Origin of the sequence: Gloeotrichia echinulata CP02, from assembly GCA_038087035.1 — a bacterium.
Classification (GTDB): domain Bacteria; phylum Cyanobacteriota; class Cyanobacteriia; order Cyanobacteriales; family Nostocaceae; genus Gloeotrichia; species Gloeotrichia echinulata.
In genome coordinates this window covers 1,721,181-1,734,370 of record CP051187.1, presented here as the reverse complement: position 1 = coordinate 1,734,370, position 13,190 = coordinate 1,721,181, and the positions used below count along the sequence as shown (strand labels likewise).

General features: G+C 41.5%; 11 protein-coding genes and 1 pseudogene. 2 read left to right on the top strand and 10 right to left on the bottom strand.

The window, feature by feature from the left end:
* Positions 1-64: 64 nt before the first annotated feature.
* Complete coding sequence (locus HEQ19_07665; GenBank protein WYL99422.1) at positions 65-3,271, bottom strand: plasmid replication protein, CyRepA1 family; 3,207 nt, start codon at positions 3,269-3,271, stop codon at positions 65-67.
* Positions 3,272-3,582: 311 nt separating this feature from the next.
* Between HEQ19_07665 and HEQ19_07660 the strand changes: the two genes are divergently transcribed.
* The gene (locus tag HEQ19_07660) at positions 3,583-5,169 is read left to right on the top strand and encodes an alkaline phosphatase D family protein (protein ID WYM03300.1); all 1,587 of its coding nucleotides are present in this window, start codon (positions 3,583-3,585) and stop codon (positions 5,167-5,169) included.
* A 514-nt stretch (positions 5,170-5,683) separates the two neighbouring features.
* Here HEQ19_07660 and HEQ19_07655 read toward each other — a convergent pair.
* The 8 genes from HEQ19_07655 to HEQ19_07620 all read right to left on the bottom strand — a co-directional run bounded on the left by HEQ19_07655 (position 5,684) and on the right by HEQ19_07620 (position 10,542).
* Complete coding sequence (locus HEQ19_07655; GenBank protein ID WYL99421.1) at positions 5,684-5,950, bottom strand: type II toxin-antitoxin system ParD family antitoxin; 267 nt, start codon at positions 5,948-5,950, stop codon at positions 5,684-5,686.
* A gap of 39 nt (positions 5,951-5,989) precedes the next feature.
* Positions 5,990-6,547: a DOMON-like domain-containing protein gene (locus HEQ19_07650; GenBank protein WYL99420.1), complete on the bottom strand. Its 558-nt coding sequence runs from the start codon at positions 6,545-6,547 to the stop codon at positions 5,990-5,992.
* Positions 6,544-7,662 carry an aminoglycoside phosphotransferase family protein gene (locus HEQ19_07645; GenBank protein WYL99419.1) on the bottom strand — a complete coding sequence of 373 codons (1,119 nt, stop codon included), beginning with the start codon at positions 7,660-7,662 and terminating at the stop codon, positions 6,544-6,546. Before HEQ19_07645 ends, HEQ19_07650 begins: the two co-directional genes overlap by 4 nt.
* Before the next feature lie 129 nt (positions 7,663-7,791).
* Positions 7,792-8,208 (bottom strand): retroviral-like aspartic protease, encoded by a 417-nt coding sequence (locus tag HEQ19_07640; GenBank protein WYL99418.1) that lies wholly within the window; start codon positions 8,206-8,208, stop codon positions 7,792-7,794.
* Positions 8,201-8,419, bottom strand: coding sequence for a hypothetical protein (locus HEQ19_07635; protein WYL99417.1), 219 nt, complete (start codon positions 8,417-8,419; stop codon positions 8,201-8,203). The genes HEQ19_07640 and HEQ19_07635 overlap by 8 nt, the downstream gene beginning before the upstream one ends.
* 108 nt (positions 8,420-8,527) lie before the next feature.
* Complete coding sequence (locus HEQ19_07630) at positions 8,528-9,115, bottom strand: Uma2 family endonuclease (GenBank protein ID WYL99416.1); 588 nt, start codon at positions 9,113-9,115, stop codon at positions 8,528-8,530.
* Between the two features lie 41 nt (positions 9,116-9,156).
* Complete coding sequence (locus HEQ19_07625; protein ID WYL99415.1) at positions 9,157-9,357, bottom strand: hypothetical protein; 201 nt, start codon at positions 9,355-9,357, stop codon at positions 9,157-9,159.
* A gap of 3 nt (positions 9,358-9,360) precedes the next feature.
* On the bottom strand, positions 9,361-10,542 hold the full coding sequence (locus HEQ19_07620; protein ID WYL99414.1) for an AGE family epimerase/isomerase: 1,182 nt from the start codon (positions 10,540-10,542) through the stop codon (positions 9,361-9,363).
* 199 nt (positions 10,543-10,741) lie between these two features.
* Here HEQ19_07620 and HEQ19_07615 point away from each other — a divergent pair.
* Positions 10,742-11,035, top strand: a pseudogene (locus HEQ19_07615) (sugar ABC transporter permease).
* A gap of 401 nt (positions 11,036-11,436) precedes the next feature.
* On the opposite strand, the gene HEQ19_07610 reads toward HEQ19_07615, so the two are convergent.
* The gene (locus HEQ19_07610) at positions 11,437-12,933 is read right to left on the bottom strand and encodes a DNA methyltransferase (GenBank protein WYL99413.1); all 1,497 of its coding nucleotides are present in this window, start codon (positions 12,931-12,933) and stop codon (positions 11,437-11,439) included.
* Positions 12,934-13,190: the final 257 nt, after the last annotated feature.

Genomic DNA, 13,190 nt, shown 5'->3' with positions numbered 1-13,190 from the left:
GTCGTAGGGGTTTAGCATTGCTAAACCCTTACAACGCTCTCCGAGAAGGCTGCGTCTACGTTCTTCAAGTCAACTTACAAATATTCTGAGATTGTATATTCTCAAGTTTCCAGTCTGCAGAATAATCTGTCATTTCACCGCCAACACTCTTGACTTTAGCCAACATCAACTCATCCCGTTGATACCACACTGCAAAGATTTTCTCTCTACCATCATAGAGCATTTCTGGGTCGATTTGATAAACCTGATTGACCTGCACCAGCTTCAAGCCCAATAAATTCAATAGTCGGTTGAGGATTTTGATGGAGGAAATCTGCTCTTTTTCCCGCACTAAGTTAATACCAAGCGCCCGTTTGATGTGTTTACTATTCTGAATCACTACATTTTTTAGGATAACTAAATCAGCATCATTTTCTCGAAATTCTCTGGCTGATTCGATAAATTGCACCATTCCTAAAGCTCTCATCGCTTCAACTTTCAGGGTGTATGTTTTTAAATCTGGCAGAAAAACTTTACCTTCCCCCCAATATAATTGCTGTTGCCATTCTTGCTCATCTCTGATGTGAAAATATTCACTTTCGTGGGTGAGATAATAGTGAGTCAACAATTGAGCATAATATCCTTTATCGTCTTGCAATTTTAGTGTGGGGGTAACTTGAATACCATATCTTTGTCTGATGATATATTTATGGATTTGGTGACGTTCTTCATCAGTTAAGGAATGCTTGGCTAATAGCTGGTCATATTCGACATAATCAATATCCCTAGCATCGGCGACAGCGTTAGCTCCCGCAAGTTGGTTGCGTTGCTTAATGTCTTTGATTTTGCGTTTAATTTCTTTGGCTTTTTGGCGACTTTGTTCCCAATCTTTTTCGACTTTGAAAATTTCTAAAATTAACCGCTTGCGAGTTTCTACATCCTCGGAATCTGTCGCAAATAATGCTAGGCGTAAATCGCGAATAATATTATTGTGAACAGCATTACTGCGCGTCCAGATTTGATGACCGTCAGCAATTAAGCCTTCTTCCATCGATTGACGATAAAGGCGAATAGAAGCATTAACCCTGGCTGACAATTTTGCCCAAGTCCGCAAATGCACTGGGTCATAAACTAAGGGTAAATCTACATCTATTTTATGTAAGGGACTCAGCAAAGCTAAATTATCTTTTTGATTTTCTTGATACCAATCAGACAACAGGCGATAATTGGTACTACCACTGCCAATTAAACCAATACCTCGCTTCGCACACCAGACAATACGCGGCACATTATCGCGGACTCTGGCTAAGGCTTGTCGCGCTTCTGAGTCGGGAATTACGCCTTGAAAAATTCCGTAAACTCGGTCAAAATGTTGGACATCAATACTAATTCCTGTGCCGATACTAGGAGTGACAAAAACGGCGTCATATTCAGAAATTTTTTGATTAATTGCTGCGACAAAATCAACCGCTGCGTGACCGGGTGTATTAGTAGTATGACTGCTAATGACGAGAGTTGTCGGAAATTGTCGCCGTAATTTTTCTAAACGTTCTTTGAGATAACGTTCAATGGTTTCACAACTGTAACGCCCGGTGCGACTATCGGTAGTCACATAACATTTACGTCCGGCGAGTAAATCTAATTCTAACTGATGAATTAGCGGTGTTGGGTTGGGAGAATCATAAAAAGTTACATCCCAGCCGCGCTGGGGTTGCCATTGATTGATAATTAGCCAAGGCGTGATTTTACTTCCGGCTAATCCTTGCAAATATTCTAGAGAAACATTCGATAAATCGGCATCCTGGGCAATCACTAACCCCCCAGTTGCCAAAACTGTTGAAATTAATTGCTGAAATATTTTTAATATTTTAACACGCTTTTGTTTACAAGTATTGCTGTTGAGTAAATGCCATAAAGACTGCTCAACTTCATCTAAAATTATTATCGCCCCTTGCCAATCTTCTGGATTCAATTTCCAAAGAGAATCAACGCATAAACCGAAGGATTTGGGCACTTGTACTGAGCGAAGCCGAAGTATGGGGTATTGGGTATTGGGAATTGCACTTCTCTGCGAGACGCTACGCGAACGGCTCCGCTCAGTGACCAGGGATGGGGGATTGGGAAAAATAACTTTTGCATCTTCCTTATCTCCAAGTCTCGCCATCCCCCACTGGATACCTATTTTATCACACAAAAAGCGTCCTAATTGGATTCTGTGAGTAATTAATAAAATAGGTTGATTTCTGCTTTTGGCTTGTTTAACAACTGCTTGCAGTCCTGTGGTTTTACCAGTCCCTTTTGCTGATTTTACTCCCACTAATCCAGATGTAGGGAAAGGTATATTCTCTAAATAAGGACAGTTGACAGTAAGTGCAGCGGGAATAGTTAACTCGGTATGGGGTTTTGTTTGAGCAAGATAAACTTCTAAATCTACACTTTGGCGATAAATTTTCTCGAAGCTACTAGCACCTTTAGCGACGATAAACTCATCTACGCCTTTTTCTATTCCCGGTAATTCAATAACTTTGACAGGGCAATTTTTCTCTTGAAATAAACTACCAAGTTGTGAAATAGCATTATTAACGGCTGCTATTGTTTTAGGTTGAGTTTCAAAATCAAAGCAAATATAAAAGCTACGCTGTTTAATAGCAAACACTGCTAAATCAGGAATTAGCTGACGACGGGTAACTTTACCAAATTCATCTTTGACAACCCGATAACCACTAGTAATTCCCGGAATTGCAATAGCTGCGTAACCTTGAGTCAACAGCGCTGCTGCTTTTTTCACCCCTTCGCAAATCACCACGGGTATGTTCTGTTCCCTCACCCATTCCCAAAAGCCTACAGCTTCGCCATTGGCATCAATGCTGATATGATTTGGCATGGTGAGATGATAACGCTCGGCGACTTGCTCCCAGACCTGCAGCGGTACCCGCAGACAAAATAGCCGCGTTGGCGTGCTGGGGGGATGCTCATATTTAATCGATTTACCTTTTTGATTCTGTCGGGGTTGGTTTGGCTTAAAGCATCCCCACTCCATCATTTCCCAATCATTCAGGGGATCTAGTCCAGAACACCACCAACCGCCTTCAGTAACGTGATTATAACGCTGTAACCAACCACTTTTTACCATACCGCTGTTGGTGCGCGGGATGAGATCAGAAATCAGCAGATAATCATAGGCATTACTCCCATCGAGAGACATAAAATTGAGTTGGGTTAAGTGTAAATCTATACTACTGTCATTGACTAATTCCTCAAGGTGTTGGGGGTGTAAATAATGCAGATGCATAGGCTAAAGCACGAAGGGAAGACAACGAAATTAAAACATTAACATGCATCTGCTGGTTTTTTATGCCAGGATTTATCAGGGTTTTGTGATGCTTGAGTTAATAAATGGCAAGAGATACATCGGTTAAGAATAAAGTCGGTGATTTTCTCTTTGGTGGTCGTGAAGTAATAAATTTGTATTGTGATATTTATGCGATGTAAATTTTTATTTATCAGTAAATCTATTGGGCAACAAGTTATCTGATGTCCAAAGTCCAACAAAACAGCACTATTTTGGTTTATGATTTTGGCGTTGCTACAAAGGTGTCGAGGATGAAACCTTGGGATTTGGAGCGGCTGCTATTTACACAATTCAACCGCCGACGCTTTATATACGGTGCGGGAATTGTCACAGCAAGCACGCTCGCTCAATCATCTTTCAGTAAAGTTATCGCTCAACCCAAATTTAAATCCGATCCATTCAGCCTTGGTGTTGCATCGGGCGATCCCCTACCATCGAGCGTGCTACTGTGGACGCGGCTGGCTCCCGACCCATTGAATGGGGGTGGAATGCCTTCAGTTAATGTCCCCGTGCAATGGCAAGTTGCGCTGGATGAGAAGATGAGTAAAATTGTACAACGCGGTCAGGCGATCGCCACCCCTGAACTCGCACATTCGGTACATGTTGACGTGCGCGGACTCGAAAGCGGACGATGGTATTGGTATCAATTTAAAACAGGCACTCAAGTAAGTCCAATTGGTCGCACTCGGACAGCACCAGCACCAGGACAAAAAACCGAACGCTTCCGTTTTGCGTTTGCTTCCTGCCAAAATTGGGAAAGCGGATACTATGCGGCTTATAAGCACATGGCACGGGAAGACCTGGATTTAATTATTCACGTTGGCGACTATATATATGAAGGGCAAGCAAGACCCAATACAATTAGGCAGCATAACGGTGCAGAAATTGTAACGTTAGATGAATACCGCAATCGTTATGCTTTATACAAAACTGACCCAAATTTACAAGCAGCCCACGCCCATGCTCCTTGGGCGGTGACTTGGGACGACCACGAAGTAAACAACAATTGGGCTGGTAATATTCCTCAAGACCCAGACAAACAATCACCGCAACAGTTTCTCGCACGGCGGATTGCGGCTTTTCAAGCATATTACGAACATATGCCTTTGCGCTTAGGAGCAAAACCAACTGGAGACAAAATGCAGTTATACCGCCGGCTCACCTTCGGCGATTTGGTAGAATTCAACGTTCTCGATACTCGACAGTATCGCTCCGACCAACCTTGTAACGACGGTATAAAACCCCGCTGCGACGAAGCCCTTTCTCCAAGTGCGACGATGACGGGAAAAAAGCAAGAACAATGGTTGTTTGCTGGACTCACTCGCTCGCAAGCACGCTGGAATGTTATTGCCCAACAGGTGGTTTTTACCCAATATGATTCGACTGAAGGTGAAAAAACATCTTTTAACCTCGATGCTTGGGATGGTTATGTAGCTGCACGCTCGCGGATTCTCAAGTTTTTGCAACAACGCAAACCCAATAATCCAGTGGTTATTAGCGGTGATACTCATTCTAGTTGGGTTAGTAACCTGCTCGCAGATTTTAATAATCCCGAGTCTGCTGTAGTGGGTACTGAATTTGTTGGTACTTCGATTACGTCTAATTTTACCGCCAGCGATAGGATCGAAAAGGCTCTGCCCGAAAACCCTTGGGTGAAATATTTCAACGGTCGCCAGCGCGGTTATGTTCTCTGCGACTTGAACCGCGATCGCTGGCTGACTAACTTTCGACTTTTACCGGAATCGGTACTGGATAAACCCACCGTCCCCGATGAAAATCTACCAATTACGACAACGACATTTGAACTACCAAATGGAGGAGTGGTAGCAAAAGTTTAGCGACAAAGAAATACGAGTCACGGAGTCGTATTTTAACTTTTGCAACTCGCAAATTAAGTTTTTGACTCGTATTTTAACTTTTGCGACTCGCAAATTAAGTTTTTGACTCGTATTTTAACTTTTGCGACTCGCAAATTAAGTTTTTGACTCGTATTTTAACTTTTGCGACTCGCAAATTAAGTTTTTGACTCGTATTTTAACTTTTGCGACTCGCAAATTAAGTTTTTGACTCGTATTTTAACTTTTGCAACTCGCAAACCTGCTTTTACTAACTTAGTTCAGTAAAAATACGCGGATTAATCCAGCTTGCTTATGCTTTTAAAGTTCTTAGGACTTACGCATTGACAAAAAACACAAAATATAGGCTGCAAAAAACCGGAGATGTCGTAGGGGTTTAGCATTGCTAAACCCTTACAGCATTGCTAAACCCCGAAAACGCGGGTCTGTTTACCATCAAAGTAATAATTAATTTCTTCTAAATCTTGATTTGCCTCTGGGGAGATAATGTGTTGTTTCATCCTTGCTGCTCTCTTGCTTTACGCAGTTTCTCCCGTAGTCGCTCGACTACGACTTCCCCGTCAATTCCTTCACCTCTATCCAACTGTTCAGCAGCGACTTCCACTTTTTGACGGGTTTCTTCAACCCAATTTTGATAGCCTTCTTCCCACTCTCCTAATAGTTTTAGTGCTATACTAATAACTGCTTCCGGATTTTCATATTTACCTCTGGCAATTTGTGTTTGAATAAATTGCTCTTCTTCGGGCTTCAGTTGGATGTTCATGATTTTTCAAGGGTTGGTTTGCTCTTATTCCTCTATGTATTATGTCCCCAATTCGATGACGAAACTATCCCGACGGTGAAAGTCAGCCTCGGCGCCTGGATGAGTCAAAGCCCAGTATGTCACTTTACCATCTTTGCCTTTGATGACGGTGGTAATGGCAATTTCTAGGGCTTGTTCTGGGGGAATAATTTTATTTATATTTAATTTATCTAAATCGACATCTATCGCCAGTGTTAAACCATCTGATAGCTGATTTACACTAAATGGAAGTTTTGTCAAACTTGTTTCCTCAACCATCCCTTGACGGTAGTCATCAAAATGATATATATTCCAGTGTCCCGCTGGGGAAAGGTTGAATTCCCAATACTGCGGCGAATTCTTGACGCCAAAGAAAAACTCAAAACAGGTATGTTCCCACAGTTCATGCTTTCGCGCTGGTGTGTCTGATGGCGCAGCAATTTCAACTTCTTTGATATCGCCTACAAGCGCGTAACTGATGCTGAGTAAATTTTCATTACGGGAAATATTACCCTCTATTTTCAAATTAGGTGGCTCACTTGCGCCGAAGGGTTGGAGGGAAAATGTCTGTTTGTTCATTTCATTTCTTGAATAATCTTGCGAATTGTTGCTTCTTGCGCTTCAATGCTCTTTGTCAGCGCAAACTGCACAAGCGCCCTAGAAAGGTTATGTTCTGGGTGCTTGACTTTGAAATAAACATTTCCTGCTAAATAATCAGCGAAAAATCTCAGTCCCAACTCAAATGTAATCAAACGGATGGCGTCGTATATATAGGTATAATCATTCTCAGTGAGAAATTCTTTGGCTACACCAAGGTATCCTTGCAGTATGCTTTGGCAAAGTTCCGGCTCAAAATAGACAGTTTCCCATTGTTGAGTTTCTTCGCCGGCGGGATTGCAACCGGAACGCAAACAATCGCCTATGTCGTAATGTACTAAACCTGGCTTAACGGTGTCTAGGTCGATAACGCTAACGGCTTTGTCGGTGTCAATGTCGAACATGACGTTATTAATTTTCGGATCGCCGTGCATGAGGCGCAATGGTAGCTTACCTGTGGCTTTGGCATCTTCTAGAATATGTGCAAAAGTGGTGCGATCGCTCACAAATTGTAAACAATAATTGACTTCTGCTGATTTACTCACGCTAGTTTTCGCTAAAACTTCCTCGTATTGCTGAAGGTAGCGCGGTGTGATATGGAACCCTTCTAAAGTGTCGGCGAGTTTTTCTGGGGATAGGTCGCTGATGAGGTTATGAAACATACCCAAAGCATAGCCGACTTCGCTCCCGCGTGACCCATCTTGCAAGGTGTCGAATGATTGGGAGTTTTCAATAAAGCTGATTCCTCGCCAAAAGGAGCCGTCAGCATCTTTGTAATGGTCTTGAGCATCCTTAGTTAACAACACACGGGGAACTTCCCAACGACGGTTGAGGGGCGATTGTTGTAAACGCTGGTGAACATGCTCGGTGAAGATACACATATTACGCATCACCAATTCTGGCTGATTAAACACCCGCGTATTGATGCGCTGTAGGATAAAATGCTTTGCTTGTAAAGAATCTAGGGTAACGAGGAAGGTATCATTTATATTGCCATTGCCAAAGCATTTAATTCCTGTAACCTTCCCTGTGTGCGTGAATTGGTCGGCAATGATAATTAGATTGTCTGTATCCTGTGTCTTAATATTTTCCGTCATCTGCTTTACTCCCCACATACCTTGCACAATGGCAATTGGGGATATGGTAGCTTAATTTTTACGCTTGGTCTGTATAAAACTGTGGCGATAGATTGCGATCGCGTGCCATAAGGTGTCAAATCGGTTAGCTTAAGACTTTGGACGTAATTCAAATGCTATTTGGGAACGGTAGAAACAGACATCAAATTCCAGAAAAAAATTCATACGCCCCAATAGTAATGGCACATCATCAGTAAAGCTCCAAGCAAACACCAATCGCACAGGTGCAAAAGCGCCGATTTGGGCTGACACAACTAATCCTTTTGCTTCTACGGGTGCAAGATTTCCAGCCAGTTGTACGGAGGTATTCATCTCTTCCCAAACGGCTCCTAGCTGAATACCTATACTGTATGGCAAAACATTGATGCTGGCTCCAGTGTCTAACAACCCTGCAACTTCTACAACAGAATTTCGGTAAATTAGTGTCAGAGGTAAGCACGGTACTGCGTCAATATCGCCAAATACATCACGTCCTTCGATGAAGGGAAACCTTTGAGCATTAAGCATCGTTTACCTGCTTGTCTTCTTCGAGCAGTGCGGCTAGTTTCTGAGCCGCATCATGGGAATTATATGGAGACCACACATGATAGGTTGTTCCTGGTTTCAGCAACAATGCTTCTTCTTCGGCGGCTAATTCTTGAACTAAAAACTGCATGATCTGTAATTTTTCTGCACGAGAAAGATTTCGCAACGTCGGTAACAATTGGGCTACGCTCATATCAGCTTAGGAATAATAACTAGATACTAAATTATTTTAGCTTTGATTCATGTTCTTTTTTAGATAAGAGCGATGTTTACGACAGGCGTAGTTGCAGCAATCCCCAAATCACTCTCCAATTCCACTTGGTGGAAAAATTCGACTCAGGTCTAATAAAGCATCTGCAAATCCAGGAATTGTCACTGATTGATTAGATAGAAAAATTTGCTTATTGACATAGCCAAACTCCCCTTGAGCAGTTTGATAAGGTTGACTGTAACGCTCTAATTGACGAGCATTTAAATTCACAATCCAATAATTTAAAATTCCAGCTTCTGCATACAAACTTAGCTTTTTGGTTTGGTCATATATCAATGTAGAATCTGAAATTTCAACAACAAGTAAAATATCTTCAGGATAGGGATGATGAGCAAGATAGTCAAGGTGATTCCCTTGTGCGATAACGACATCTGGCTCTGGCTCGCTATTATTGGGTAGAGTAATTGGATCTTGTGCGCGAACAGTAGCCCTATCTGCTAACAGCCGATCAAGTTGTTGGCATAGAATAGCACCACAAACTGTATGCGGTGTTCCTTTTGCAACCATTTGGATCAATTCTCCTCTAATTAACTCAATGCGATCGCCCTCTGTTAAAAAACCGAGTTCAATCAGCCGATGATATTCGTCAATTGTGAATCGCTTCGGTGTCACAACCATAAGACATCCATCCCATAGAACTGCTTTTAATTTAACAAAAGTCAAGGGTCAAGGGTCAAGGGAATAGGAAAAGTAGTTGCAAATGACAAATGACAAAGAGTAATGAGTAATGAGTAATGAGTAATGAGTAATGAGTAATGAGTAATGAGTAATGAGTAATGAGTAATGACAAATGACAAATGACAAATGACAAATGACAAATGACAAATGACAAATGACAAATGACAAATGACAAATGACAAAAATTAAACTGATTGCGAACCCAAGTCCTCAAATTGTTGCCAGCATAAATACAACGCGCGCGGTACGTGAAAACACCCCTTCCATTTACCGCCTTTGAGGTTTAACAGCACTTCCCCGCGCCGATTTAGGTAGCCAAACCATTCTCCATGTTGGGGATCGGCGAAGTGTGACCAAGCGTAATCATGCAACTTTTGATACCATTCCCAGCATTCTTCCCGCCGGGTCAAACGATAACCCATCGCCAATGCAACTAAAGACTCTAAATGCACCCACCACAGTTTTTGATCCCATTCCAGTTGTTGTGGCGGATGACCTTCTGCATCCATAAAGTAATACAAGCCGCCATATTCACTATCCCAAGCAAAATTGAGGATATTTAGCACCACATCAACGGCTTGGTTAATTGTTTTTGTGTCCTGGCGACGGCGGGCGATATCCATAATAAACCACATCGCTTCAATCCCGTGACCGGGGTTAATTAAACGTCCTTCAAAACAATCAATGTGGGAACCGTCGGGAGCAACATTTTCGTACATCAGACCGCGTTCTTTGTCAAGGAAATCGGTCATTACTTCCTGAACAGTTGCATCCAAGACAGTTTCGAGGGTTTCGCTGGATAACAACCATTCCATTTCTAGGGTCAGGTTGGCTAAAATCATCGGTACAGCTAAGGATTTCATCGGGCGTGTACCTGGATAAGTTTTGGTGTACTTACCCTTTGGGTTATCCTGACGGCGCAAAACGTTATTATAAGCCTGTATCGCTACATCTTTTGCCCAGTCTTCGCCGCTAGCGAGTGCATATTGACTGAAAGCCATTGCCGCAAAGCAATCAGAAAAGATATTGTAGGGTTGAACCAGTGGCTGACCTGCACGGGTTAAGGCAAAGTACCAGTTACCTTCAGCATCTCTACCATGTTTAGCAAGGAAATTAGCCCCGTTGCTGGCAATTTTTAACCAGTTTTGGCGTTTTTCTAGCTGGTTACACAGTACGGAGAATGTCCACACTTGGCGATTTTGCAGCCAGATAAATTTGTCTGTATCGTACACTTTACCAGTGCGGTCAAGACAGGTAAAATAGCCGCCTTGCTCCCAGTCGATTGAGTGGGTTTCCCAAAATGGGAGTACATCGTTGAGGAGTGTATTTTTGTAAAGTTCAGCCAGTCTGGGAAAATCGTACTCCATAAATCCCTCCACTTTTGCGCTAAAACCAATAGCGTTAATTATCACCTTGGTGTGGATGGACTACAAGTGTTCTATATTGCTTTCAATTTCGCTGACCCCAAAATTACAGCACCTTCCTGTAAATAGACCACACAGTAGGGGATCTAGGCCTAGATCCCCCAGGTGGAATATCACAGAAAATCTGGCTGGGTATCTGTTCATGGCGCCCACCATTCTCGTTTTAGGAACTTTTGTAGTTCTACCGATTCTCTACGCCGTATTTCTTTCCCTGCAAAAAGTTGAACTTCTCGGCGGTATTAAGTACGAGTTCATTGGCTTTCGCAATTTCACCCGCTTGGTTGAAGATGAACTGGTCTGGATTGCTTTGAGAAACACGGCTGAATATGTGGCTATTGTTATCCCAACTCAAACAGTTTTGGCTTTAGTTCTCGCAGTCACGCTGAATTCGGGAATTCGCGGTAAAAATTGGTGGCGCATTCTTTATTTTTTACCGAAAGCTTGGGTCTAGAGCCGCCGTTCTTCTAGGACGGCTTTTTGGTAAAATAGTGGCAACAGGCAGGGCATTGTCTGTCGGGCTCATTCGTGAGAGGTTAAGATAATTGCACATTTGTCAAGAGGGTGCAGGAAAAGCGGATAAATCCAGCCTGGAGACTGGCGATCGCTTGGCTTTGATAATCAGTAGATCGAAAAGTTTTCCAAAACCCCTACCAGTCGTTCATTCGAGTTGAGAAACACAATTTGCCGAGAGCCCTTTAGAGTCTGCTTTTCGAGGAAAGAGCGTTGTTGGTGGGTTAATAGTGGAGTGCAAGCGATCGCGATCGCCAGCCCTAAAACTTCGGCTGAAACCCTAATTATTTCGTCAACTTACAAAAATTTTCGATCTACTGATTTTAGTTAAACAGCTTCTGGCTCATCCAATAACTCTAACTGTGTATCTTTATTTGCTTGCTTTTTAGCTGCTTTAACAACCTCAAGGCTTAAAGGAATATCTAAACGTTTAGTGTTCTCTAGCATGTCTTTAATAGTAACTATTTGAACACAAGGGTAACTTTTACCCATTGCTTTATGTTGATATATCCCACAAACCTTTGCTTCTTCAACCATTGCAGAAGTAGGTTTTTTTAAAGTAATGAATATAGCCATTGCAGCCTTTTCACGGTTCATAGTACCGTACAACTCACGAATATCACGTGAACTAACCTTACCTGATTTGACTTGTAAAACAATTCTTTTGTGTCCTCCGCCTTCTTCTAAGAAAAAAGCAAATCCGTCTATGCCTCTATCCGCACCTTTTTTCTGGTTGATAACGGCACGATTATTAGAGTAAGTAAGAACAGCCCATTTTTCAAATTCTTTACGAGTTCGGTCATTTTGACGGTTTGCTAATGCCTCTGCTGATTTAATATCTTTAGGAATGCCGTCAAGTTTAATCCCTTCCAATACCTCACTACCATAAGAATCTTCAAGCCGTTTAAGGATAAGGCTGATACTCTGATAAGTAATATCAATCCCTATCCATTTTCTATTTAATCTTTGTGCCACAGCTACAGTTGTGCCGCACCCACAGTATGCATCTAAAACAATATCGCCTTCATTAGAACTGGCTTTAATAATTCGCTCAAGTAAAGCTTCGGGTTTTTGTGTCTGATAGCCTAAATATTCTTTTCCTCTAATAAAAGGAATTTGAATCCAATCTTCGGGAAATTTACCAATATCATTAAGTTCGCAAATTTTGCTCTTTGGACTTCCTCCGCCTAAATTTGTTTTTTTATAACCTGCCCTTGCTTTACTTGTTGCAGCATAAGGTAAACGAATTTCATCAACATTAAATTTCCATATTTTTCCTTTTGCATACCAAAAAATAACATCATGGCAACGGCTTAATTGCTTTTGTCCTTTTGCTGCCATTCTGGAATATATCCAAATCATTTCGTTAATATAATTTCCACCTCTAACACAAAAAATAGCATCCAAAATTAACTTCAAATAATGGCTGGCTGTCGGGTCACAATGGAGATAAAAACTTCCTGTAGGTTTTAAAACGCGGTGAATTTCAACAACCCTGAGAGTAATACTCACTAAGTAGGCTAATAAGCTTCCTTTCCCTAATACTTCTTTTAAACCAGTTATTAAAGAAATAGTTTGAGCAGTAAATTTACCATTATAATTATTGAAAATATCTTGATAGCCTTGTTCAGCAAGGCTATTCCACTCCCAAGTATCGATGAAAGCTTGTGCTTGAGCCTTATCTTCAGAACCGATGTTGTTGTAAATCTGGTTGTAATTTCTCTTAGAATTGAATGGCGGGTCGATATAGCATAAATCCACAGATTCATCTTTTATATATTTACGTAAAATATCTATATTGTCTCCATAATATAGATGATTCATGGTTTTATAAAAATCTCGCTACTAAGTTTGGTTATTAATACTGACGAATTATAGTATATTACAGCATTAATAAATCATTTATCTGTGCTAAAAAAAACAATTGGTGATATTTGTCAACTATTCATTTTCTTCTTTAAAAGCTTATTACAATATTGAATAGAAATACCTACTGTGGGATTTGTGTCACGGTCATTTTATTTATTCCTAATAGGTTATTTTGCTCCTCAATTCCCTTCGGGGAAGTGGAATTAGTCGAA

Excerpts from the sequence above, each read along its gene's own strand:
- HEQ19_07665 (WYL99422.1), bottom strand. The coding sequence starts at position 3,271 with ATGCATCTGCATTATTTACACCCCCAACACCTTGAGGAATTAGTCAAT.
- HEQ19_07660 (WYM03300.1), top strand. The coding sequence starts at position 3,583 with ATGAAACCTTGGGATTTGGAGCGGCTGCTATTTACACAATTCAACCGC.
- HEQ19_07655 (WYL99421.1), bottom strand. The coding sequence starts at position 5,950 with ATGAACATCCAACTGAAGCCCGAAGAAGAGCAATTTATTCAAACACAA.
- HEQ19_07650 (WYL99420.1), bottom strand. The coding sequence starts at position 6,547 with ATGAACAAACAGACATTTTCCCTCCAACCCTTCGGCGCAAGTGAGCCA.
- HEQ19_07645 (WYL99419.1), bottom strand. The coding sequence starts at position 7,662 with ATGACGGAAAATATTAAGACACAGGATACAGACAATCTAATTATCATT.
- HEQ19_07640 (WYL99418.1), bottom strand. The coding sequence starts at position 8,208 with ATGCTTAATGCTCAAAGGTTTCCCTTCATCGAAGGACGTGATGTATTT.
- HEQ19_07635 (WYL99417.1), bottom strand. The coding sequence starts at position 8,419 with ATGAGCGTAGCCCAATTGTTACCGACGTTGCGAAATCTTTCTCGTGCA.
- HEQ19_07630 (WYL99416.1), bottom strand. The coding sequence starts at position 9,115 with ATGGTTGTGACACCGAAGCGATTCACAATTGACGAATATCATCGGCTG.
- HEQ19_07620 (WYL99414.1), bottom strand. The coding sequence starts at position 10,542 with ATGGAGTACGATTTTCCCAGACTGGCTGAACTTTACAAAAATACACTC.
- HEQ19_07610 (WYL99413.1), bottom strand. The coding sequence starts at position 12,933 with ATGAATCATCTATATTATGGAGACAATATAGATATTTTACGTAAATAT.